At 67.8% G+C, this 22,508-nt stretch carries 21 protein-coding genes, 6 tRNA genes and 1 riboswitch; of the genes, 18 read left to right on the top strand and 9 right to left on the bottom strand.

The features are described from left to right. The 7 genes from AC1D1S_RS09615 to AC1D1S_RS09585 all read right to left on the bottom strand — a co-directional run. Positions 1-435, bottom strand: a 435-nt coding sequence (locus AC1D1S_RS09615; protein ID WP_476994308.1) for a nicotinamide mononucleotide transporter family protein, incomplete at its 3' end; no start/stop codon positions are given. A 94-nt stretch (positions 436-529) separates the two neighbouring features. Further along, positions 530-681, bottom strand: a riboswitch (FMN riboswitch). Between the two features lie 106 nt (positions 682-787). Next, a complete protein-coding gene (gene rpe, locus AC1D1S_RS09610; RefSeq protein WP_028277032.1) occupies positions 788-1,444 on the bottom strand; it encodes a ribulose-phosphate 3-epimerase in 657 nt (218 codons plus the stop codon). A 66-nt stretch (positions 1,445-1,510) separates the two neighbouring features. After that, positions 1,511-3,100, bottom strand: a complete 1,590-nt coding sequence (locus AC1D1S_RS09605; RefSeq protein ID WP_476994307.1) for an RsmB/NOP family class I SAM-dependent RNA methyltransferase — start codon at positions 3,098-3,100, stop codon at positions 1,511-1,513. Next, positions 3,097-4,017 carry a methionyl-tRNA formyltransferase gene (gene fmt, locus AC1D1S_RS09600; protein WP_476994306.1) on the bottom strand — a complete coding sequence of 307 codons (921 nt, stop codon included), beginning with the start codon at positions 4,015-4,017 and terminating at the stop codon, positions 3,097-3,099. The genes AC1D1S_RS09605 and fmt overlap by 4 nt, the downstream gene beginning before the upstream one ends. Next, positions 4,014-4,586 carry a peptide deformylase gene (gene def / locus AC1D1S_RS09595; protein ID WP_476994305.1) on the bottom strand — a complete coding sequence of 191 codons (573 nt, stop codon included), beginning with the start codon at positions 4,584-4,586 and terminating at the stop codon, positions 4,014-4,016. The genes fmt and def overlap by 4 nt, the downstream gene beginning before the upstream one ends. 96 nt (positions 4,587-4,682) lie before the next feature. Continuing rightward, entirely contained in the window at positions 4,683-5,528 is an 846-nt protein-coding gene (locus AC1D1S_RS09590; RefSeq protein WP_243179171.1) for a cytochrome, read from the bottom strand. A gap of 86 nt (positions 5,529-5,614) precedes the next feature. After that, positions 5,615-5,686 (bottom strand) — tRNA-Val (locus AC1D1S_RS09585). A gap of 381 nt (positions 5,687-6,067) precedes the next feature. Between AC1D1S_RS09585 and AC1D1S_RS09580 the strand changes: the two genes are divergently transcribed. The 6 genes from AC1D1S_RS09580 to AC1D1S_RS09555 all read left to right on the top strand — a co-directional run bounded on the left by AC1D1S_RS09580 (position 6,068) and on the right by AC1D1S_RS09555 (position 7,160). Beyond that, positions 6,068-6,140: transfer RNA gene (locus AC1D1S_RS09580), tRNA-Gly, on the top strand. Positions 6,141-6,186: 46 nt separating this feature from the next. Beyond that, positions 6,187-6,257: transfer RNA gene (locus AC1D1S_RS09575), tRNA-Cys, on the top strand. A 39-nt stretch (positions 6,258-6,296) separates the two neighbouring features. Then, positions 6,297-6,371, top strand: a tRNA-Val gene (locus tag AC1D1S_RS09570). 55 nt (positions 6,372-6,426) lie between these two features. Next, a tRNA-Gly gene (locus tag AC1D1S_RS09565) sits at positions 6,427-6,499 on the top strand. A gap of 38 nt (positions 6,500-6,537) precedes the next feature. Further along, positions 6,538-6,612 (top strand) — tRNA-Val (locus tag AC1D1S_RS09560). A 278-nt stretch (positions 6,613-6,890) separates the two neighbouring features. Continuing rightward, on the top strand, positions 6,891-7,160 hold the full coding sequence (locus AC1D1S_RS09555; protein ID WP_243179173.1) for an antitoxin: 270 nt from the start codon (positions 6,891-6,893) through the stop codon (positions 7,158-7,160). A gap of 174 nt (positions 7,161-7,334) precedes the next feature. Here AC1D1S_RS09555 and zapE read toward each other — a convergent pair whose 3' ends face one another. Next, a complete protein-coding gene (gene zapE, locus AC1D1S_RS09550) occupies positions 7,335-8,372 on the bottom strand; it encodes a cell division protein ZapE (RefSeq protein ID WP_476994304.1) in 1,038 nt (345 codons plus the stop codon). Positions 8,373-8,598: 226 nt separating this feature from the next. Here zapE and AC1D1S_RS09545 point away from each other — a divergent pair, with 226 nt between their 5' ends. The 3 genes from AC1D1S_RS09545 to ybaK all read left to right on the top strand — a co-directional run bounded on the left by AC1D1S_RS09545 (position 8,599) and on the right by ybaK (position 10,585). Then, the gene (locus AC1D1S_RS09545) at positions 8,599-9,516 is read left to right on the top strand and encodes a sulfurtransferase (RefSeq protein ID WP_028277026.1); all 918 of its coding nucleotides are present in this window, start codon (positions 8,599-8,601) and stop codon (positions 9,514-9,516) included. Between the two features lie 70 nt (positions 9,517-9,586). Next, positions 9,587-10,060, top strand: a complete 474-nt coding sequence (locus tag AC1D1S_RS09540; RefSeq protein ID WP_476945556.1) for a SufE family protein — start codon at positions 9,587-9,589, stop codon at positions 10,058-10,060. Between the two features lie 27 nt (positions 10,061-10,087). Continuing rightward, complete coding sequence (gene ybaK / locus AC1D1S_RS09535; RefSeq protein WP_476994303.1) at positions 10,088-10,585, top strand: Cys-tRNA(Pro) deacylase; 498 nt, start codon at positions 10,088-10,090, stop codon at positions 10,583-10,585. Positions 10,586-10,671: 86 nt separating this feature from the next. On the opposite strand, the gene AC1D1S_RS09530 is transcribed toward ybaK, so the two are convergent. Continuing rightward, positions 10,672-12,024 carry an alpha/beta hydrolase family protein gene (locus tag AC1D1S_RS09530; protein WP_476945555.1) on the bottom strand — a complete coding sequence of 451 codons (1,353 nt, stop codon included), beginning with the start codon at positions 12,022-12,024 and terminating at the stop codon, positions 10,672-10,674. A gap of 137 nt (positions 12,025-12,161) precedes the next feature. On the opposite strand from AC1D1S_RS09530, the gene AC1D1S_RS09525 reads away from it, so the two are divergent. The 9 genes from AC1D1S_RS09525 to AC1D1S_RS09485 all read left to right on the top strand — a co-directional run. Beyond that, on the top strand, positions 12,162-12,650 hold the full coding sequence (locus AC1D1S_RS09525; protein ID WP_028277022.1) for a hypothetical protein: 489 nt from the start codon (positions 12,162-12,164) through the stop codon (positions 12,648-12,650). Positions 12,651-12,664: 14 nt separating this feature from the next. Next, positions 12,665-13,189: a peptide-methionine (R)-S-oxide reductase MsrB gene (msrB, locus tag AC1D1S_RS09520; RefSeq protein WP_476994302.1), complete on the top strand. Its 525-nt coding sequence runs from the start codon at positions 12,665-12,667 to the stop codon at positions 13,187-13,189. A gap of 164 nt (positions 13,190-13,353) precedes the next feature. Further along, positions 13,354-14,760: a DUF6421 family protein gene (locus tag AC1D1S_RS09515; protein WP_476994301.1), complete on the top strand. Its 1,407-nt coding sequence runs from the start codon at positions 13,354-13,356 to the stop codon at positions 14,758-14,760. Further along, positions 14,757-15,539, top strand: coding sequence for an SDR family oxidoreductase (locus tag AC1D1S_RS09510; protein ID WP_476994300.1), 783 nt, complete (start codon positions 14,757-14,759; stop codon positions 15,537-15,539). Before AC1D1S_RS09515 ends, AC1D1S_RS09510 begins: the two co-directional genes overlap by 4 nt. A 129-nt stretch (positions 15,540-15,668) precedes the next feature. Then, complete coding sequence (locus AC1D1S_RS09505; RefSeq protein ID WP_028277018.1) at positions 15,669-16,757, top strand: threonine aldolase family protein; 1,089 nt, start codon at positions 15,669-15,671, stop codon at positions 16,755-16,757. Positions 16,758-16,829: 72 nt separating this feature from the next. Next, entirely contained in the window at positions 16,830-17,477 is a 648-nt protein-coding gene (locus AC1D1S_RS09500; protein ID WP_028277017.1) for a DUF3000 domain-containing protein, read from the top strand. Positions 17,478-17,538: 61 nt separating this feature from the next. Beyond that, complete coding sequence (locus tag AC1D1S_RS09495; protein WP_243179289.1) at positions 17,539-18,897, top strand: HRDC domain-containing protein; 1,359 nt, start codon at positions 17,539-17,541, stop codon at positions 18,895-18,897. A 148-nt stretch (positions 18,898-19,045) separates the two neighbouring features. Further along, positions 19,046-20,383 carry a thiolase family protein gene (locus AC1D1S_RS09490; protein ID WP_476944198.1) on the top strand — a complete coding sequence of 446 codons (1,338 nt, stop codon included), beginning with the start codon at positions 19,046-19,048 and terminating at the stop codon, positions 20,381-20,383. Further along, on the top strand, positions 20,380-22,508 hold a 2,129-nt coding region (locus tag AC1D1S_RS09485; RefSeq protein WP_476994299.1), incomplete at its 3' end, for a 3-hydroxyacyl-CoA dehydrogenase NAD-binding domain-containing protein. The genes AC1D1S_RS09490 and AC1D1S_RS09485, both read left to right, overlap by 4 nt.

Genomic DNA, 22,508 nt, shown 5'->3' with positions numbered 1-22,508 from the left:
GGCCCAGACCGGCGGGTAGGAGCCGAGGGAGTCGAAGACCGGGGTAAGCGCCATGGTGCCGGCCACGAGGCTGAGGGCAAGAATCACCCGGGTCTGGTTGCCGGCCCAGCGCGGCGCGACGGCAGTGCCGCCGCTGCCGGACTTCCTGCCCTGCTGCCAGCGGTACCAGCCGTAGAGGGCGACGCCGATGAACATGACTTGGCGTCCGGCCTGGCCCCACAGCGTGGCCGGCGTGGCGGAACCGAAGACGTTGCCCAGGAAGACCGTCAGGAGCAGCAAGTTGCCGGCGATGCCGACGGGCCATGCCCAGACCCGGCGGCGCATGCCGCCGACGGCGCTGGCGAGGCCAAAGATGTTGCCTAGCACTTCACGAAGAATCAGGACAGATCCGCCTACGGGGATCTGCGCTTCGAAGAGCCATCGCAAGGGGTCCATGTGTGTGTCGTTCCTTCCCTCAAGAACCGCGATGGCTCCGGGGGTATACGACAGCGCAATTATGCGGCGCCGTTGGGGCGCCGCAGTAACAGCTGTACGTGCTTCTCTCATCCAGACTTTAACTGTCGGTACCGGAATTTCACCGGTTCAACCGTTTGCCGGCTTCCTTCCCGAGGGAGGGCGCTGGCGCGCGGGTCGCGGACTGTCACCGCCGGTTCGGACTTACACCGACCCCGGAGCACGTATGTGTGTTGTTATTCTGACACAACTGCGGCCCTGCCCGGGCTATTCCCCGGATGCCGATGTTACGCCCGGCGTCATCTTCGCAGCAGTTCCCTGCCGGGACCGCGCGTCAGCGGGACCCCGCCGCCCGGAGCCTTTCGACAGCCGCCGCCGGATCCGCGGCGCCGTAGACGGCTGACCCCGCAACAAAGACGTTCGCCCCCGCCTCTGCCGCGCGCACGATCGTCTCCTCGGTGATGCCGCCATCCACCTGCAGTGCCACCGCGACCCCGGAGCCGTCAATGGCAGCGCGGGCCCGCCGGATCTTGGGCAGCGTCAGGTCCAGGAAAGACTGCCCGCCGAAGCCTGGCTCCACCGTCATGATCAACAGCAGGTCCAGTTCCGGGAGCATGTCCAGATAGGGCTCCACGGGGGTGCCCGGACGCAGCGCCATGCCGGCTTTGGCCCCGCGGGCGCGCAGTTCCCGCGCGAGTTTGATCGGCGCGATCGAGGCTTCGGCGTGGAACGTCACCGAGGCAATCCCGGCGTCGGCGAAGCCCGGCGCCCAGCGGTCCGCGTCGGCGATCATCAGGTGGGCGTCCAGCGGCACCGGGCTGACGGCCTGGATGCGCTGCACCACAGGCAGCCCGATGGTCAGGTTGGGCACGAAATGATTGTCCATGACGTCCACATGCACCGCATCGGCATTGCTGATACGGCGCAGTTCGGCCTCAAGGTTGACGAAGTCAGCCGAAAGGATGCTCGGGTTGATGCAGCACTGGGCCATGGATTTCCTTCACGTTCGTACTTTACTGGTTCCTTTTTGGTGGCAGTGCCCCAGTATCAGCGAAACTCAGGCCAACTTGCGAATCAGCGCCAGGAACATGGCGTCCGTCTGGTGCACGTGCGGCCAGAGCTGGGCGGTGAGCTCGTGCCCGGCCTCGAGGTGGCCCGTGAGGCTGACGCCGTCCAGCACGGCGCCGGCGTCGAGGAGCTCGAGGTCCTCGCGCTTGCGCAGGGCATCACTGACGACGGCGGTGGTCTCTGCCGGGTGCGGCGAACATGTCACGTACGCCACCACGCCGCCGGGCTTGACGGCGTCGATCGCGGAATTGAGCAGCTGGCGCTGCAGCGGGCCAAGGTCCACGAGGTCCTTGGGGGTGCGCCGCCAGCGCGACTCCGGACGCCGGCGCAGGGCGCCCAGGCCGGTGCACGGGACATCCACCAGGACGCGGTCGAACGACTCCGGCTGCTCGGCGCCAATGTCGCGGCCGTCCCCGGTCCTTACCTCCCAGGCCCCCCGCGGGACCGCCGACAGGGCCTGCCGCACGAGTTTGGCTCGGTGCGGGGCGGATTCGTTGGCCAGCAGGTGGGCGCCCCGCTGCCCGGCGAGGGCTCCGAGCAGGGCGGCTTTGCCGCCGGGACCGGCACAGAGATCCAGCCAGCGCTCCCCCGCGCCCACGCTGTCCGTCCCCGTTTCGCCGCCAGGATTTGTGCCGGGGTCTGCGCTGATGTTGTTTTCGGGCCGGGCGCCGAGATCGACGGCGGCCATGGCGCGGGCCACGAGCTGCGAACCGACGTCCTGGACTCGGGTGCTTCCGTCACGGACCGAGGCGAGCCGGCCGAGGTCCCCGCCGCTGGAGAGCGCGGATCCCTCGACGAGCTCGCCCGGGGTGGCCCCGCCTTCCAGGGCCTCGTCGAGGCTGCCGATGCCGGGCAGCGCCACAAGGTTCACCACGGGCGCGGCGTTGTCGGCTTCGAGGAGCGCGTCAATCTCAGAAACCGCCCGGCCGTGGGCCACGAGCGACTGGCGGAGCGCGCGGACGATCCATTCCKGGTGGGCGTAGCGGATGGACGCGATCGTGGTGGCATCGGTCTCGGTGCTGAGCAGCAGGTCGAGCCACTCGTCGAGGGTGCGGGCGGAGACTTTGCGGAGGACGGCGTTGATCAGTGCGGAGGGCCCGGCCCCGATCACGGCGCGGGCCAGCCCCACCGTCTGGTCCAAGGCGGCGTGAGCGGGCACGCGCATGGCGAGCAGCTGGTGCACCCCGATCCGCAGGGCATCCAGGATCGCGGGATCCAGCTCCTCAAGCGGACGGTCCACGCACCGGGCCAGGATGGCGTCGTACGTGCCCTGGCCGCGGAGGGCGCCATAGCTGAGCTCGGTAGCGAAACCGGCGTCGCGCTTGTCCAGCCCGTGGTGCCGGATCCGGGCCGGGAGCACCAGGTTCGCGTAGGCGTCCTCGGCGGCCACGGCGCGGAGCACTTCAAAGGCAACCAGCCGGGCCGGATCGGCACGGCGGGTCCGCTGGGACGGGGCGCTCTCGGTGAAGCCGCGCTGCGGGCCGCGGTTGCGTTCCCGGCCCTGGGCGTTCCGCCTGCTGCCGCCCCCGGCGCCCTGGCCACTGCCTCGGCTGTTGCCGCTGGTCCCGGAACCGCTCATTCGAATACCACGCTTTCAAGTGTTGCCTGCCCACGCGCCCAATCAGCGGCGGCCATCATTTTCTTGCCCGCGGGTTGCACCCGCGTCAATTCCACCGGGTGCGATCCCGTACCGACGAGAACCCGTTTCCCGTCCATGGCCAGCTGTCCGGGCCGAAGCGCCGCCGAGTCCGCTGCCGGCAGCACTGGCTCCAGTTTGATCCGCTGGCCCTCCAGAAGTGTCCAGGCGCCCGGCTCCGGCGTGACGCCGCGGGCACGGCGGCCGATCGCCAGGGCGGGCTGCTGCCAGTCGAGCCGGCCGTCTTCGAGACTGAGTTTGGGTGCCAGGCTGACGTCGCCCTGCTGCGGGAGCGCGACGGCCTTGCCTGCGTCGATGGCGGACAGCGTTTGGGCCAGCAGGACCGCGCCGCTGTGGGAGAGGCGTTCKAGCAGGGCCCCGGCGGTATCGGCGGCGTGCACGGTCTCCGTGAGGGTCCCGAAGACCGGACCGGTGTCCAGCCCCTCCTCCAGGCGGAAGGTGACGGCACCTGTGACGTCGTCGCCGGCGATGACGGCGCGCTGCACGGGGGCTGCGCCGCGCCAGGCCGGCAGTAAGGAGAAGTGCAGGTTTACCCAGCCGTGGCGGAGGACAGCGAGGGCCGCGGGGGGAATCAGCCCGCCATAGGCCACGATCGCCGCAACGTCCGGTGCTGCGGCGGCAATGCGGGCGGTGACCCCGGCATCGACTTTGGCGGCGTGGATGATCTCAATGCCGAGCTCGGCGGCCCTGGCGGCCACGGGCGACGGCGTCAGGACGCGCTTGCGTCCCAGCGGTGCGTCCGGGCGGGTGAGGACAGCGACGACGTCGAACCCGGCGTCGACAAGGGCGTCGAGCGACGGCACGGCGACAGCGGGGGTTCCGGCGAAGAGAACCCTCACGGGGTGATTCCGAAGCTGGACCCGCCAAAGCTCGTCCCGACGCTCTTCGCGCGCTTGGTGGTTGTCTGTTCCGTGATGGCGTCGTAGTTGGCATTGCGGATGGCGCGCAGGGCGGCCTTACGGTCTTCGCCCTCGAGCCGGTCGGTGTAGAGAATGCCGTCCAGGTGGTCGGTCTCGTGCTGGAAGCAGCGCGCCAGCATGTCCTCGCCCTCCACGGTGACGGGGTTGCCGTGCAGGTCCACGCCGGTCACCCGGGTGTGGCGGTACCGGCGGACGGGGAAGCCCAGACCCGGGATGGACAGGCATCCCTCAACCTGGTCCGGCTGGAAGTCCTCGCTGCTTTCCAGCACGGGGTTGACGATGTGACCCTCGACGCCGCCGATCCGGTAGGTGAAGACGCGCAGGCTCACACCGACCTGGGGCGCGGCCAGGCCGGCGCCCTCGACATCCTCCATGGTTTCGGTCATGTCGGCGACGAGCTTTCCCAGTTCAGGCCCGAATTCCGTCACGGGATCGGCGACTGTGCGCAGCACAGGATCTCCGATGATGCGGATATTCAAAATGGCCATGTGCAGTCTGTCCTCACGGTGGGCGGCTAGGGGTCCAGTCCAGTTTAGTTGCAGCTGCCCGTGCTTCTGTTGGTTGCTTCTGTTGGTTGCTTCTGGTCAGCGCTTCACGGGCGGCGCCAGCGGGAGCAGTGCTGCTCCGGCGGTTGCCGTGTCGGCGGACATCTCCCACACGCGGCGCAGCGCACAGAATTTCCACCAGTGATGCTTCAGGACCTCGGGGTTGGCCCGCTGCGGACGGACCTCGGTCTCGCCGACCGCCACGGCCAGGAGGATCGGGGACTCGCCGTGCTGCCAGGCCTCCCACTCCCCCGCGACGGGATCCACGAGGCTTTCCTCAGCCTTCATGCCCGCCACGAGCTGCATGACCACCTTGTCATCAAGCGGTTTGACGGTGCCGTCCCGGCTGGTGCCCTTGGTCTTGTAGTCGATAAGACAGGTCCGGCCATTGATCCGTGCCACGAGGTCCAGGGTGCCGGCATAGCCGACCGTCTTGTTCCACACCGTAATTTCCGGAGCGATGGGTTCAACCTGGAAGAGCTCCCACCATTCGTCGAAGCGTGCCGCGAAGGCTTCCTCGCCGTTGGCGGCCAGCGCCTCCCGTGTTTCCTTCATCTGGTGCGGCCGGCCGAGCGCACGCAGCGCAACCTGCTCACAATAGTTATGGACCCGGTCGCCGCGTTTGGCGGCATCGTCCCGGTACGACTCCGCCGCCTTGGCGGCCCGGCTGACCGCCTGCCGCAGTTTGGCCGGGCTCCCCAGGATGCCGGGGAGCTCGGGATCCTGGGCCAGGCTGTTGGCGCCCATGTACCCGAACCAGCCATCCAGGCCGTGTGGCTGCTGGCCGATCACCGTGGTGATGGAAGGGACAGAGAACTGTGCCGACGTGGAGCGGGCGTACATGCGGCCATAGTCCGTGGCGTGGGCGAGGAGTGGAGCGGTCATATGAAGACTCTTTCACGGGGGTCAGACAACGATGAAAAGCAAAATGGCCCGCCCCGCTGAGTCAGCGGAACAGACCATTTCGTTAGTGGGCGATACTGGGTTCGAACCAGTGACCTCTTCGGTGTGAACGAAGCGCGCTACCACTGCGCCAATCGCCCTAACGACATTGAATGCTAGCCCACCCGGGCGGATTTTAGAAATCGACCCGTGGGAACCTGGCCGCGGCGGGAATGCGGTCCCAATACTCGCCCGCAACAGGCCCGTGCACGGGCAGTGTCAACCAGCCCTCCACCGGCCGTTCCAGTCGTGCCACTCAGAAGGCCCGGCCAGTAGTCCCGGCGACGCTTAGGGCCACGACTGGACACCGAGGCTAATTACAGCGCTGTAATTAGCAAAATCCCCTAGAACTCGGGGAAGTAAGGCCATGGAACGCGGTGCAATGGGTCTCGATTTGTAGATTCCCAGAACCTCCTATAGAGTTCTTACTCGTTGGAACGCGAGGAAATGCCGAATGCGGCAAGGAAATGCACACCAACAATGCGGACGTAGCTCAGCTGGTAGAGCACCACCTTGCCAAGGTGGATGTCGCGAGTTCGAATCTCGTCGTCCGCTCGCAGGACACTGTCACGGCAAAGGTTCTTCGGAATCCTGTCTACACGGTGGGTTGGCCGAGAGGCGAGGCAGCGGCCTGCAAAGCCGTATACACGGGTTCGAATCCCGTACCCACCTCGGTGAAAACCCTGGTTTCCGGTTTCGATCGGATGCAAGGGGCGATTGGCGCAGCGGTAGCGCGCTTCCCTGACACGGAAGAGGTCACTGGTTCGATCCCAGTATCGCCCACCAGAGCAAGGCAACTTGCTTGATGCAGTACCACCGGCCCAGCCGGCATGGACTAAATGCGGACGTAGCTCAGCTGGTAGAGCACCACCTTGCCAAGGTGGATGTCGCGAGTTCGAATCTCGTCGTCCGCTCTCTTCATTACAACTCCACTCCGGATCCTTCCGGTTGCGGGCGATTGGCGCAGCGGTAGCGCGCTTCCCTGACACGGAAGAGGTCACTGGTTCGATCCCAGTATCGCCCACCACAAGAGCAGCTCCCCCGGAGCTGCTCTTTTTTGTGTGCTCCTGTTTGTGAACTGCGGGTTTGTGAACTGCGGGTTTGTGAACTGCGGGTTTGTGCACTGCGGGTTTGTGTACTGCGGGTCTGTGTACTGGGGATTGGTGCACTCCGGGCCCTTCTACCCTGTGCACCTGGCCTTCCATCTTTTATCCTCTGGGCGGACACCCTTGGCACCCCCGCCACCTCCCGCTAGGGTAGAAAACGCAAGGAGCGATCTGGCTCCGCGACCGAAGGGAGGTGCCCGTGGGTTTACTTGACGATCTAAAGGGCAAGGCTCAGCAAGTTATTGGTGGCAACGAAGAAGCCATCAAGGACGGCATCGAAAAGGCAGGCGACTTCGTCGACTCCAAGACCGGCGGTAAGCACGCCGGCACGATCGATGCCGTGCAGCGTGGCGCTTCCGACTTCGTGGACAAGGCGAACGACCGGCCGAATTCGGCCCCGGTCGCCGATCAGACTCCCGCAGCCGGTGAGCCCCCCGTAACCGGGGAACCCCGCCAGCCAGGCCTCTGACCCAGATCCGTCAGCGAGGTGCCGGTCCCGCCGAGAGGCGGCGCCGGCACCTCCGGCATTTAACGGCGACTTCAACCAGGCAACGCGGGGTCACTTCGCGCCCATCCGGCGCATCCGGATGGGCCGTAACTGAGCCCGCGTTGGATTTGGCGTTGTACTTGGTGGGAACCGGCGCTAGGACGGTTCGTGGTTTTGGCCCTCGCGGGCCAGCGCGGTCAGCCTGGAGACGGCGCGGAAGTACTTCTTCATGTACCCGCCGGTCATCATTTCCTCGGTGAAGAGCTGGTCGAACGGCACACCACTGGCAAGGATGGGCACGTCCTTGTCGTACAGCCGGTCAGCCAGCACCACGAAGCGCAGCGCAACGGCCTGCTCGGTAATCGTGTGCACGTTCTTCCAGACCACGCCCTCGATCCCCTCCAGCAGCTGGCGGTAACGGCTCGGGTGCACGCCGGCCAGGTGGTTGATCAAGGTGCTGAACTCATCGCGGGCCACGGTCTTGCCGTCGAACTCGGCATGCATGTGGTGGGTCAGGTCATCATTGCGCAGCGGCGACGGCGCAGCCGGCAGGCCACGGTGGCGGAAGTCCTCGCCGTCGATCCGCACGACGTCGAACTGGTCCGCCAGCACCTGGATTTCCCGGGCGAAGTCGACGGCGGCGAAGCGCCCGTCCCCGAGGGATCCCGGCAGCGTGTTCGATGTGGCGGCAAGCTTCACGCCGGCGTCGGCGAGTTCGCGCATGAGCCGGGACATGAGCACGGTGTCGCCCGGATCATCGAGCTCAAATTCATCGATGCAGACCAGCTTGTAGTGGCTCAGGGCCTCAACGGTCTTGCGGAAGGACAGCGCACCGACGAGGTTGGTGTATTCGACGAACGTGCCGAAGGCCTTGGGGCCGGGGGCGGCGTGCCACAGTGATGCCAGCAGGTGGGTCTTGCCCACCCCGAATCCGCCGTCGAGGTAGATTCCGGCCCGGGAAGTGTCCTTCTTGCCGAAGAGCCGCTTAAACAGCCCGTCGCCGTCGCGTGCGCCCACGCCGGMCGCAAAATGCTGCAGGGCATGGACCGCGTGGGCCTGGCTGGGCTGGGCGGGATCGGGCCGGTAGCTGGAAAACGACACCTCACCGAACCGCGGCGACGGATAGAACCCATTGAGGAGTTCATCCACGGAAACTGCCGGTGTGCGGGCAGCGAGCTGTTCGATCTGTACCAAGGTGGTCCGTTCTGCTGGTCTCTTGTCCCCAGCAAGAATACCGGCAAAGCCTGGCCGGCCCGCGTGCGCGGCTGTGGACCCGCGGCCGGCGTGAGGAAGACCACATTTCCCCGTGTGAACGCGGTGGAGCATTCCCACCGGCCCGTGACTAGTGTTGTAACAGGCCTGGCGCGGCGCACGCTTTCCGCGCCCGGCCTCCTGACCGTTCAAGTGAAAGGCCATCGCAATGACCTACCCCGTTGAGCAGAACGAGAAATTCGCCGCCTACGCCCACCCTGACCGCCTGGTGTCCACGGAATGGCTGGCCACCGCGATCGAGGACGGGGCCCTCGACGGCGGCAATCTCGTGGTGGTCGAATCCGACGAAGACGTCCTGCTGTACGAGACCGGGCACATCCCCGGCGCGGTGAAAATCGACTGGCACACGGACCTGAACGACGAAGTGACCCGCGACTACGTCGACGGCGAAGCCTTCGCCGCGCTGGTCGCGTCCAAGGGCATTTCACGGGACAGCACGGTGGTCATTTACGGCGACAAGTCGAACTGGTGGGCCGCGTACGCCCTGTGGGTGTTCACGCTCTTCGGCCACGAGGACGTCCGGCTCCTGGACGGCGGCCGGGACAAGTGGATCGCGGAAGGCCGGGCGCTCTCCACCGTCACGACCGTCGCCACCCCTGCCGACTACCCCGTCGTGGAGCGGGACGACGCCCCGATCCGCGCCTTCAAGGATGACGTCCTGGCGCACTTCGGCAAGCCGCTGATCGACGTCCGCTCGACCGAGGAGTACACCGGCCAGCGCACCCACATGCCCGCCTACCCGGAAGAGGGCGCGCTGCGCGGCGGCCATATCCCCACGGCGGCCTCCATCCCCTGGGCCCGCGCGGCGGCCGGCGACGGCACGTACCGGAACCGCGGCGAGCTCGAGGCCCTCTACCTCGGCGAGGCCGGGTTGAACGAAGGCGACGACGTCGTGGCGTACTGCCGGATCGGCGAGCGGTCCAGCCACACCTGGTTTGCGCTGAAGTACCTGCTGGGCTTTGAGACGGTGCGGAACTACGACGGCTCCTGGACCGAATGGGGCAACGCCGTGCGCGTCCCGATCGTCAAGGGTGCCGAACGCGGCGCGGTTCCGGCCGGCCGTTAGCCGCGGTGACCGTGGAGCGGGACCTGTCCCGACCGGGACACAATCGGCGCGCCTGCGTAAGCTGGGAGTGATGAATACTTCAGCCCTCCCCGCCGCACTGGCGGACATTGTCGACGATTTCCAGGCCCTGACCGAAGCAGAGCGGCTGCAGCTGCTCCTTGAGTTCTCGCAGGGGCTTCCGGAACTTCCGGAGCGGCTCCGGGACCACCCGGAGCTGCTCGAGCAGGTAGTGGAGTGCCAGACGCCACTGTTCCTCACCGTCGAGACGGAACAGGCCGACGACGATTCGCCTGAGCGCGTCCGGCTCTACTTCAAGGCACCCAAGGAGGCCCCGACCACCCGCGGGTTTGCCGGAGTCCTCCACGAAGGACTCGACGGGCTCAGCGCCGCGGAAATCCTGGCCGTCCCGGACGACATGCCCGAACTGTTGGGCCTCACCCGGGCCATCACTCCCCTGCGCATGCGCGGAATGACCGCCATGCTGGGCCGGATCAAGCGCAAGGTCGTCGCGTCCGGAGACCGCCAGCCGTCGGCGCAGTCCTGACCCTCAGCGCCCGGACAGCCAGAGAACATGGCCCGCAAGCACGCGTCGCAGGGAACTCCGGCCACCGCGGCACTCGCGGCCGCCGGGGTTCCCTTTGTGGCCCACCCCTACACCCATGACCCCGCGGCGGCCAGTTATGGCCTGGAAGCGGCGGAAGTGCTCGGCGTCGACCCTGACCGGGTGTTCAAGACCCTGATGGTCGACGTCGACGGCCGGCTCGCCGTCGGCGTCGTGCCGGTCAGCGGCAGCCTGGACCTCAAGGCGATGGCCGCGGCTTTAGGCGGCAAGAAAGCAGAGATGGCCGATCCGGCCGCGGCGCAGCGGCGGACCGGATACGTTCTCGGCGGCATCTCACCGCTCGGCCAGCGCCAGTCCTCCCCCACGGTGGTGGATGAGAGCGCACTGGCGCTGGAGACCATCCTCGTTTCGGGTGGACGGCGCGGCCTGGACATCGAGCTGGATCCGGCCGAGCTCATTCGGCTCACGGCTGCCCGCACCGCCAGGATCGGGAACCGGCGCGACTGACCCGGCCCCAGATGTCGAGACGACAGGGTGCCGCATTGTTCGTGCACAACACTGCCGTGATCTGTCAGCGAACTGTCAGGGAACTGTTAACTGGATGCGGCATTGCCGGCCGGAGGCTCCTGGTCGCCGGGGTTGGCGCGGGGCGCCAGCTGCTGCCGGAGCCAGGCCGAGACCTGCCGCTCCCAGCGTTCCGGGTCCACGTTCCATTCCTTGGTATGCAGGGCCTTGTCGAAGGGCTCGAAGGTGACCATCTCGGGGTTTTTCTCGGCCAGCGCCGCGGAGGGCCCGTAAGGTACGTACTCGTCGTCCACGCTGTGCACAATGAGGGTCGGCGTCCTCAGCTCCACGGCCCGCGAGACCCAGTCCATCGCTTTGAGGTCGACGGGCGCGGCCAGCCCGGTCAGCCGACGGCCCAGGCGGTGGCTGAGCATGAGTTGTCCGTAGCGGCCCACGGACGACGGAATCCGGTTCAGCTCCGCGTGGTGGGCCAGCACGTTGACCCAGTTGATCACCGGCGCGTCCAGGACCATGGCCCGGATCAGGTGGCGGTGCCGGGAAAGGTCAGCGGTCTGGAGGCAGATCGCGCCGCCCATCGACCAGCCGAACAAAACCACCTCGCGGGCGCCCTGCTGCACGGCGTAGCCGATGGCGGCCTCGACGTCGCGCCACTCGGTGGAGCCCAGGCCGTACCGCCCGTCGCTGGCTGACGGGGCCAGGCCGTCGTTGCGGTAGGAGATCAGCAGGCTGGACATGCCCAGTTCCCTGGCGGTCCGGACGGCCCGCAGCCCTTCCTGCCGGGTGGCCCCGCGCCCGTGCACCATGATCGCCCACACGTCGGGGGCCACATCCTCCGCCACGGCCGGCGCGGCGCGGACGAGCCAGGCCGGCGCGGTCCCGGCGTCGACGTCGATCAGCACGTCCTCCACCGGAAACCCCAGGGCGGCCGGATCCGGATAGGCCGCACCGCTCCACCAGCCGCGCCGGGCCGTGGCCATGTCCCCGCTATAGACGTGCTCGACCTCGCGCAGCACGGTGCGTTCGGCCGGAGAGTAGGACAGGATCCGGCCGATCCGCGCATGCCCGCGGCCGCCGTCGAAGAAGAATCCGTATACCCCGTCCACCGTGGCATCGGGGGTGGCGGCGAAAATGACCCGCAGCGCCCGTCCCTCGCGGATGACGGCCAGCACTTCCTGGTCCTCTGCCCGGAACCGGGCCGGGGTGATGACGCGGCGGGCGAAGTAGAGGGCGAGGGCCGAGGAGCCGGCGGCGAGGACGCCCGCAGCGGCGCTGCCGCCGATGATGCCCCCCACCGCCCACTTGGCGCTCCCGGACGTCACGCCGCCGGGGGCTGGCGCGACGGGGAGTGCTGTTCTGCGGGCAGCGGCCTGGCGGGCAGCGGCCTGGCGGAGGTCCGGGCGGAGGCGCAGGGAGGATGCCATGGCACCATTCTTACTGAAGCGCAGCCCAACCACGGCATCGGCGGGGTTTCAGGCGCACGGCCGGGCCGGTACAGACACGCCAGGGTCCCCCGGGACACAACGATGCAGGTCAACACGAGCGCGACTAGGCTGGGGTCATGAGTGATCCAATCGTCATTTTGACAGAAGAGCCCCTCGGTGCGGATGACCGCGTCAATATTGAAACCCTGATTGCCGGCGGTGATGCGCCCCTGCTGATCCTGGTGCCGGCCAACACCGAGCGGCACCTGGTGGTGGATTTCCTGGAAAACCTTTCCATGCTTGAAATCGCCAAGGCCTTCCGTGAACTGACAGCACACTCGGATCCCGCCGGGGAGCGGGCCGAAGCAGCCGACACCCTGGCCGCCTCACTGGCCGCGCTGGCCGGTCTGGGCGGCGGCGTCTCGGGCGAAGTCGTCGAGGGCAAGGCCGTTGACGGCCTGGTTGCCAAGGTCAAGGAACTCAGCGCCGGACAGGCGGTGGTCATCACCCGCCCGCACGCCGTGGCCGACACGTTCCACACCGACTGGGCCACCAAGGCACAGGACAAGCTGGGGCTGCCCGTCCTGCATCTGTACGCCGGTTCGGGATTTATCGGGGACTCCTGAGCGTTATTGAGGCTATGAGTATCTTTAACAGGCCTAAATCCATGCCCTCGGCAGTGCCCGCCACCGAGCCCGCGACCGAACCAGCAGCCGACCCCGCCGCCACGGCCTTTGACCAGACTCCGGCCGGAACGCCCGTCGAAAAGACGGACGCCCAGTGGCGCGAGGAACTGACGCCTGAGGAGTACCGCGTGCTCCGCCAGGCAGGCACCGAGCGGCCGTACACCGGCGAATACTGGGACACGCACACCCGGGGTGTCTACAAGTGCCGGGCCTGCGGCACCGAACTCTTCACCAGCAACGAAAAGTTCGACTCGCACTGCGGCTGGCCGTCCTTCTGGGCGCCGCTCGCCGAGGGCAACGTCCGCTACATCCATGACCGCACCATGGGAATGGACCGGGTGGAAGTCCGCTGCAGCACCTGTGATTCCCACCTGGGGCACGTGTTCGACGGCGAGGGCTACGGCACCCCCACGGACCAGCGCTTTTGCATCAACTCGGTTTCCCTGAAGCTGGTTCCCGCGAACGACGCCGGGCAGTAGCCCGCAGCCCTGCCTCTCCTTCCGCTGGAACGGCTTTTCAGAATCACTTGCCACAGACTTTCTTATGCTCAAGGCAATTTTGCATTAGAGTCTCTGCTTGCTTGCTACGCTCGATTCAGATCCAGCGACACGCTCCACAGCAAACAGAAAGGCGACCGTCGACGATGACCACGACCGCTCTTACCGCCCCCGCCCCGATCACCRCCGGCAACCAGGAATGGCTGCGGCTCAAGGCTGCCGCCACCGCCCTGCGCGCTCTCCAGGTCCAGGACGGATCCGTGCCGGATGCCGAAGCCCACGAAGCCGCGGCCGGCCACGTCGCAACCATCACCACGGCGGTCGCGGCCCTGGCCCCGTCCTTCCCGCACGACGCGAACTACCTGGAACTGCTGGTCACCGACTTTGACCGCTGGGCCGATGGCGGCTTTGGGGTCCCGGACTTCCTGGACTCCCTGCAGGCGTTCCAGCCGCAGCAGCACCGGGTCAACGGACTCCAGCACCTGGTCGTGTTCCCGATGTACACCCAGAACGGCAGCAGCAGCCGCCTCGTCGAGGCCGTGCTGATCGAGGTCATCTGGCCGGAATTCATCGGCGGCCTGGAAACCGGCGAATACTCCAACAAGCTCTTCGTCCCGATCCGGTTCCTCGACTTCACCGCAGGCTACGACACCAACTCCGCAGTCCTGTTCCCCGAGACCGTCGCGGTCCGCGAGACCCCGACGTTTACGTGGGGCGCGATCTTCGCCGACCGCGAGGCCGCACGCTTCCGCCGCGTCCTGCGCGCCGCCGCCGAGATCACCTCCCTGCAGCTGCCCGAGGACGCCGCCGGGCTCCTGGAGGACCAGCAGCTGACGCAGGAAACCTTTGTCATGTGGGACCTGATCCACGACCGCACCCACATGCGCGGCGACCTGCCCTTCGACCCGTTCATGATCAAGCAGCGCATGCCGTTCTTCCTCTATTCACTGGAGGAGCTGCGCTGCGACCTCACCGCCTTCCGCGAATCCGTGAAGATCGAGAAGGACGAGGACGCTGACCCGGAGGCCCGCCGGCACGCCAAGCTGGTCCAGTACGCCGTGATCTTCGACCGCATCTTCCGCTTCGCCATTACCGGCACTCGCGTGCGGAACTACGACGGCCTTGGCGGCCAGCTGCTCTTCGCCTGGATGCACCAGCACCACGTCCTGCACTGGACCGACAGCAAACTCAGCATCGACTGGGACGAGGCTGCCGACGTCGTGGTTGAACTCGGCGCGAAGATCGAGGAACTTTACTGGCGCTCGATCGACCGCCCCAAGATGGCCCACTGGCTCGCCGCCTACGAGCTCATCTCCGGCACGGTCACGCCCAACCCGGCCTCGGTCTGGGCCAAGGGTCCGGACGCCCTCCCCCTGGACGGTCCGCCCCGCGGCCTCACGGACCAGGTCCTCGACGACGAGTTCCCGCTCTCCATGTTCTACGAGGCGCTGGAGAAGAAGATGCGTCCCGTCATCGAATCCACTGCCGGCATCACAGGGTCCTCAGACACGGGATCAAAGTCCGGCGACACCCAGGCCCTGAACGCCGGATGAGCGCCGGACGCACTTTGAACGTGCTGGTCACGGGGGGCAGCGGGCCGTCGGGTATCGCGACGGCCCGCGCCCTGCGCGGCGCCGGCCACAGGGTCTTCACGGTCGGATCGGATGCCGCGCGCATCGAGGCGGCCGCCGCCGAGGCCGGCGACGGCGTCACGCCGCTCGCCTGCGACCTCGCCAGCCTGGCCGACGTCCGCGCCCTGCGGGAAAGCATTGCAGGCATGGCCGGACGCGTCGACGGCGTTATCCACCTGGTGGGCGGCTGGCGCGGCGCGAAAGGCATCACGGACCAGAGCGAYGACGACTGGGACTTCCTGGAACGCAACGCCGTCACGACCCTGCGGAACGTCACACGCGTCTTCTTCGACGACCTCGCTGCCTCGGAGGCCGGACGCTTCGCCATGGTGTCCTCCACGGCGGTAAGCGCCCCGACGGCGGCGGGGGCGAGCTACGCCGCGGCCAAGGCGGCCGCCGAGGCCTGGACGCTGGCGGTCGCTGACGGCTTCCGCCGGGCCCACGCCGCGGGCAACGCCACCGGCACTCCCGGGCAGGACAGCTCGCAACAGGACAACGCCGGGCAGGACAGCGCCGCGTTGCGCAGCGCCGCCGTCATTTTCGTGGTGAAAGCCCTCGTTGACGCGCAAATGCGGGCCAAGGCCCCGGACCGCAAATTCCCGGGCTTCACGGACGTGGCTGACCTGGCGGCTGCCRCAGCGGGACTCTTCAACGCTCCTGCCGGCGACCTGAACGGCCAGCGGCTGCTGCTCAGCCGCTGAAACATCCCTGATTCCGCGGCCCGGATCCACAGCCCCAGCGTCTGCGGCACAGGGTCTGGGGCCCCGATCCAGGGCCCCGGGCTTAGCCCGGGCGGCCCGACCTCTTAGACTGAAAGCGTGAGCAAAACGATGACCAGCACAGTTGAAACTGTCCCTGCCGGCACTGCGGTGCGGCTCCACGATCCCTCCGTCCGCGGCTTCGCCTCCGACAACTATTCCGGCGTGCACCCGGAAGTTCTCGCGGCTCTGGCCGCCGCCAACGAAGGCCACCAGGTCTCCTACGGTGAGGACGATTACACCGCGCGTCTGCAGCAGCTGATGGAAGAGCACTTCGGCGAAGGCATCGAGTGCTTCCCGGTGTTCAACGGCACCGGAGCCAACGTCCTGTCCCTGCAGTCGCTCCTCCCGCGCTGGGGTGCGGTCATTTGCGCTTCCACCGCCCACATCAACATGGACGAAAACGGTGCACCGGAGCGGATCGGCGGCATCAAGCTGCTGCAGGTCCCCACCACCGACGGCAAGCTCACCCCCGCACTGATCGACCAGGAAGCCTGGGGCTGGGGCGATGAGCACCGCGCCCAGCCGCTGGCCGTGTCCATCACCCAGACCACCGAGCTTGGCACCTGCTACACCCCGGACGAGGTCCGGGCCATCGCCGAGCATGTCCACGCAAAGGGCATGAAGCTGCACATGGACGGTGCCCGGCTGGCCAACGCCGCCGCCCACCTGGGGGTCCCGCTGCGGGCCTTTACCCGTGACGCCGGCGTGGACATCCTCTCCTTCGGCGGCACGAAGAACGGTCTGCTGTTCGGCGAGGTTGTGGTCGCCCTGAACCCGGAGGCCGCACACGGCCTGGTCTACCTGCGCAAGATGAACATGCAGCTGGCCTCCAAGATGCGGTTCATGTCCGCCCAGTTCATTGCCCTCCTCGAGGGTGAGCTGTGGTTGCGCTCGGCCTCGCACGCCAATGCCATGGCCGCCCGGCTGCGCGCCGGCGTCGAGGCGATCCCCGGCGTCGAACTGACCCAGAAGACCGAGTCCAACGGCGTCTTCGCCGTMCTGCCTGCCGGTGTCGCGGACCGGCTGCGCAAGTCCTTCCGCTTCTACGACTGGAACGAGGCGGCCCGCGAGGTCCGCTGGATGTGCTCCTTCGACACCACCGAGGATGACGTTGATTCCTTCATTGCGGCCATCAAGCGCGAGCTCGCCGCTGCCTGAACCATGCACCGCTTCCCCTGCCCGGCGGCGAGCCTGCCGGGCAGGGCTCCGGCCGTTGCATAACCTTCCAAGGTGAGCTCCCTCGATCAGGTTCCGGCAGATTTCCTCTTCGCCCTGGGGACCCTTCGGCAGGCACGGTGCCGCAGCGAGCTGCACCTGGACGAAATTCCGGCCCCGTCCCGGCTGGCGCCGTTCGCGGTGGCCCTGGGCGCGGAAGTGATCGGCCCGGGCGACTCCCCCGCCGGCGGACCGGTACACGGCCCGGCCGCCGCTGCCCTGGCACGGGCGTCCGGCAGCGACGACATCGAGCTGGCCACTGGCCGCTTCATTCTGCTCCACGATCCCGACGGCTCTGCCGTGTGGGACGGGGAATTCCGGATCGTCACCTACATCCGCGCCCAGCTGGAACCCGAGATGGGCAACGACGAACTCCTGGGGTCCGTGGCGTGGACCTGGCTGGTCGAAGCGCTGGAGAACCATCAGGCCCCGTACCGCTCCGCCGGCGGCACCGCCACCCGCGTGCTCTCGGAGAGCTTTGGAACGTTGTCGGACCGGCCGAATTCAATCGACATTGAGCTCCGGGCCTCCTGGACCCCGGCCACCCCGGACATCACCTCGCACCTGGAGGCGTGGTCGGACATGGTCTGCACCTTCGCCGGACTGCCGCCCCTGCCCGAGGGCGTCACGGCCCTTCCCCGCCGCCCCCGCGGACACGCATGAGGCGCCTGTTCGGCCGCGGTCACGGCTCTATACGCCATGTTGTCGGTAAACTGTAGAGACCATGACCCCTCAGAATCCGGAAATCAGCACGGCCGGCGCCAGTCGCACCACGGCCGAGGCTGCTGACACCACAGCCCACATCACCGTGGAAGGCTTCGACAGCCTGGTCCCTGAAGTGATCGACCTCGACATTCCCCGCGACGGCGTGCCGCTGGTCATTGAAACCCAGTCCGGACTCGAACGCTGCGCCGCGGCTCTCGCCGCCGGCCACGGCCCTGCGGGCGTGGACGCGGAGCGCGCCTCGGGATTCCGCTACGGCCAGCGCGCCTTCCTGGTCCAAATCCGGCGCGAAGGCTCCGGAACCTGGCTGATCGATCCCGAACCTTTCGGTGACCTCAGCATCATCAATGACGCTTTGCGCGGCGTCGAATGGATCCTGCACGCCGCCAGCCAGGACCTGCCCTGCCTGTCCGAACTCGGCATGTGGCCGGACAAACTCTTCGACACCGAGCTCGCCGCCCGCCTGGCCGGACTGCCCCGGGTGGGCCTCGCCGCCGTCATCGAACAGCTCCTGGGCTTCGGCCTGGCSAAGGARCACTCCGCCGCCGACTGGTCCACCCGGCCCCTGCCGGAACCGTGGCTGCGCTACGCCGCGCTCGACGTCGAAGTCCTSACCGAGCTGCGKGAGGAACTGATTGAGCTGCTCGTGGCGGACGAAAAGCTGGAATACGCCGAGCAGGAATTCGCCGCCATCCTCGAAGCCGGACAGGCCCCGCCGCGCGTTGATCCGTGGCGCAAGACGTCCGGACTGCACCAGATCCGGGACCGCCGCCAACTGGCCGCAGTCCGGGAGCTGTGGCTGGAACGCGATTCCCTGGCCCAGAAACGTGACGTCGCCCCCGGCCGGCTGATCCCCGACTCCGCGCTCGTCGCCGCGGCCAAGGCGATGCCCTCCACGGTTCCCCAGCTCCTGGGCACCAAGGGCTTCCACGGCCGCGCGGCGCAGCGGGAAGCCCCCCGCTGGCTGCGCTGCATCGGCGTGGCCAGGGCCCTGGAGGACCTGCCGCCGCTGCACCTGCCCACCAACGCTCCCCCGCCCCCGCGCGTCTGGGCGGACCGGGACCCGGAGGCGGCCGCCAGGCTGGCCACGGCCCGTCCGAAACTCCAGGCCAGGGCCGAGGAACTGAACCTGCCGGTGGAGAACCTGCTGACCCCGGACTATCTTCGGCGGGTCGCCTGGCGTCCACCGGCAGAATGCAGCGAGGAAGGCGTGGCCGAGGAACTGGCGAACCTCGGGGCGCGCCAGTGGCAGATCGAAATCACGGCTCCGCTTATTGCCGAGGCTTTCCTGCACCCCGAGCCGCTGCCAGCGAAGGAACCCAAGGCCGCCGCGGAGGCGCCGTCGGGTTCCACGGTCTAGCAGCTCCTTCCGGGGCCGCTCTTCTCCTCCTTGCAAGCTATGTTACTGGCGAGTAACATGATGCATGATGTCGTTCGGAACCTTCCTGCCTGTGGCAACCCCTGCCACCGGCACGGTTCCGGCACCATGTCTCAATGAGGAGTACGCCGTGAGCCAAGCCCGCACCAGCGGAAAACCCAGCAGCGCAAACCCGAGCAGCGGAAGAAACAGGACCGTGCGCGACGTCGTCTTTGTCGACGGCGTCCGCACCCCGTTCGGCCGCGCCGGCGACAAGGGCATCTACGCCGGCACCCGCGCCGACGACCTCGTGGTCAAGTGCATCCGCGAACTGATGCGCCGCAACCCGTCGCTTCCGGCGGACCGGATCGACGAGGTCGCGATCGCCGCCACCACCCAGACGGGCGACCAGGGCCTGACCATCGGCCGCACCGCCGCCCTGCTGGCCGGGCTCCCCCGCACCGTGCCCGGCTTCGCGATCGACCGCATGTGCGCCGGCGCCATGACCGCCGTCACCACGACGGCGAGCGGCATCGGCTTCGGCGCGTACGACGTCGTAATCGCTGGCGGMGTGGAACACATGGGCAACCACCCGATGGGCGCCGGCGCCGACCCCAATCCGCGCTTCATGTCCGAACGGATCGTGGACCCCGCCGCGCTGAACATGGGCAACACGGCCGAGAACCTGCACGACCGTTTCCCGGCCATCACCAAGGACCGCACCGACGCCTACGCCGTCGCGTCGCAGGACAAACTCGCAGCAGCCTACGCCAACGGCCAGATCCAGCCCGGCCTCGTACCCGTCGCCACGATGAAGCCGGGCCAGGGCTGGACCGTCAACACCGTGGACGAACCCCCGCGCCCCGGGACCTCGCTCGGAGACCTGGCCACGCTTAAGACGCCGTTCCGCGCCCACGGCCGGGTCACGGCGGGGAACGCCGCGGGCCTGAACGACGGCGCCACCGCAGCCCTGCTGGCCTCCGCGGATGCCGCCGAAGAACTCGGGCTGCCGGTCAGGATGCGCCTGGTGAGCTATGCCTTCGCCGGCGTGGAACCCGAGGTCATGGGCATCGGCCCGGTCCCGGCGACCGAGAAGGCGCTCAAGAACGCCGGGCTCGGCATCGGGGACATCGGGCTCTTCGAAATCAATGAGGCCTTCGCCGTCCAGGTCCTGAGCTTCCTGGACCATTTCGGGATCGCCGACGACGACCCGCGCGTCAACCGCTATGGCGGCGCGATCGCCGTCGGGCACCCGCTGGCGTCCTCGGGGGTCCGGCTGATGAACCAGCTGGCCCGGCAGTTCGAGGAGGACCCCTCGGTCCGCTTTGGCATGACCACGATGTGCATCGGCCTGGGCATGGGCGCCACCGTAATCTGGGAGAACCCGCATCACGCGGATTACGGCACCGAAGCACCGGGCATAGAAATGCACAACACAGAAGCACAGCACGCAGAGACCACGATCACCAAGACTGGAGCCACAGCATGAGCGCCGCTGATTTCCGCAAGCTTGCAGACCTCTTCCCGAACGAGACGGTCACCCACTCTTATGTCCAGGACATCGAACTGCCGCCCGTCGACGGTGGGGGGACGACTGACGGCAAAAGCCCCGGCATCTTCGCGCTGGTCACCCTCGACAACGGCCTGGACCACTCCAAGCCCACCACCCTCGGACCCAACACGCTGATCGAACTCGGCACGGTCCTGGAAGGGCTGAAGGAACGCGCGGCCCGGGGCGAGATTGCCGGCGTCGGCGTCACCGGCAAGCCGTACTTCCTCGTGGCCGGCGCCGACCTGTCCACGGTCAAGTCCGTCAGCGGACGCGAACAGGGCCTGTGGATGGCCCAGCTCGGCCACGACGTCTACGCCACCCTGGCGAACCTCGGCGTGCCGAGCTTCGCGTTCATCAACGGCCTGGCCCTGGGCGGCGGCCTGGAGATCGCGCTGCAGTCCACCTACCGGACGGTCTCCACCGGCGCCGGCGCTCTGGCCCTTCCCGAGGCGTTCATCGGACTCATCCCTGGCTGGGGCGGGGTCCACATCCTGCCGCGGCTGATCGGGCCGGAGAACGCCCTCAAGGTCATGATCGAAAACCCGCTGAGCAACAACCGCACGCTCACCGGGCCGCAGGCCTACCAGCTGGGTATGGCGGACGCGATGTTCGAGCCGGCCGACTTTGTGGAACAGTCCCTGGCGTGGGCCGCGAAAGTCATTGCCGGTGCCGTGGCGCCGGAGCGGGCGAACGCCGTGGACCCGTCCGCTCCGGAGGTCGCCGCCCGCTGGGCGGCCGCCGTCGCCAAGGGCCGGGCCTTCGTGGAGGCCAAGACCTCCAACGCTTCCCCGGCGCCCGCCAAGGTCCTGGACGTCATGGAGGCCAACCGCACCCTGACCCAGGCGCAGTCCGCTCAGCTCGAATGCGAGACGCTCGCCGACCTTATGCAGACCGACGAGTTCCGCTCCACGGTGTACGCCTTCCTGGACCTCGTGCAGCGCCGCTCCAAGCGTCCCGCCGGCGCCCCGGACCGCAAGCTCGCGCGCCCGGTGACGAAGATCGGCGTCGTCGGTGCAGGCCTGATGGCCAGCCAGCTCGCCCTGCTCTTCGCCCGCCAGCTCAAGGTGCCCGTGGTGCTCACGGACATCGACCAGGCCCGCGTGGACAAGGGCGTGGGGTACGTCCGTGCCGAGGTGGACAAGCTGCTGGCGAAGGGCCGGATCAGCCCCGACGCCGCCAACCGCACCCGTGCGCTCGTCACGGGATCAGTTTCGAAGGAGGCCTTCGCCGACGCCGACTTCGTCATTGAGGCCGTCTTCGAGGAACTCAACGTCAAGAAGCAGGTCTTCAAGGAAGTCGAGGCGATCGTCTCGGAAGAGTGCATCCTCGCGACCAACACGTCCTCGCTGTCCGTCACCGCGATGGCGGAGGACCTTGAGCACCCCGAGCGCCTGGTCGGCTTCCACTTCTTCAACCCGGTGGCTGTGATGCCGCTGCTGGAGATCGTGCGGGCACCGAAGACCGACGACGCCGTGCTGGCCACCGCGTTCGAGCTCGCCAAGGGGCTCAGGAAGTCGGCGGTGCTGGTCAGGGATGCCGCCGCGTTTGTGGTCAACCGCGTCCTGCTGCGCCTCATGGGTGAAGTCACCGCGGCCTTCGACGAGGGCACGCCCGCCGACGTGGCCGACAATGCGCTGCGGCCGATGGGCCTGCCCATGACGCCGTTTGTGCTCGGCGCCATGGTGGGCCTGCCCGTGGCGCAGCATGTCCAGGAATCGCTGCACACGGCGTTCGGGGACCGCTTCAGGGTCTCGGCGAACCTGCAGGCGCTGATCGACAACGGTGTGACGTCCATTTGGGCCGTGCAGAACGGGGCGCCGGTGCCGGGCCCGGACGGCAAGCCGTTCATTCCGGCCGAAACCCTGGCACTGATGTCATTCGGCAGCACCCCGTCCACCGGCGAGGAGGTGCTGCGCCGGACGCAGGACGCACTGGCGGAGGAAATCGGACTGATGCTCGAGGAAGGCGTTGTGGCCGGTCCCGAGGACATTGACCTCTGCATGATCCTCGGCGMGGGCTGGCCGATGTTCCTGGGCGGGATCACCCCGTATCTGGACCGGGT

It is taken from the genome of Arthrobacter sp. P1_A5 (assembly GCF_056406825.1).
Note: the sequence above shows the minus strand (reverse complement) of the source record. Positions and strands in the feature narration are given on the sequence as shown.

Bases quoted from the DNA above. Each gene is read 5' to 3' on its own strand.
- rpe (WP_028277032.1), bottom strand. From the start codon at position 1,444: ATGGCCCAGTGCTGCATCAACCCGAGCATCCTTTCGGCTGACTTCGTC.
- def (WP_476994305.1), bottom strand. From the start codon at position 4,586: ATGGCCATTTTGAATATCCGCATCATCGGAGATCCTGTGCTGCGCACA.
- AC1D1S_RS09590 (WP_243179171.1), bottom strand. From the start codon at position 5,528: ATGACCGCTCCACTCCTCGCCCACGCCACGGACTATGGCCGCATGTAC.
- AC1D1S_RS09545 (WP_028277026.1), top strand. From the start codon at position 8,599: ATGACCTACCCCGTTGAGCAGAACGAGAAATTCGCCGCCTACGCCCAC.
- AC1D1S_RS09540 (WP_476945556.1), top strand. From the start codon at position 9,587: ATGAATACTTCAGCCCTCCCCGCCGCACTGGCGGACATTGTCGACGAT.
- ybaK (WP_476994303.1), top strand. From the start codon at position 10,088: ATGGCCCGCAAGCACGCGTCGCAGGGAACTCCGGCCACCGCGGCACTC.
- AC1D1S_RS09530 (WP_476945555.1), bottom strand. From the start codon at position 12,024: ATGGCATCCTCCCTGCGCCTCCGCCCGGACCTCCGCCAGGCCGCTGCC.
- AC1D1S_RS09525 (WP_028277022.1), top strand. From the start codon at position 12,162: ATGAGTGATCCAATCGTCATTTTGACAGAAGAGCCCCTCGGTGCGGAT.
- msrB (WP_476994302.1), top strand. From the start codon at position 12,665: ATGAGTATCTTTAACAGGCCTAAATCCATGCCCTCGGCAGTGCCCGCC.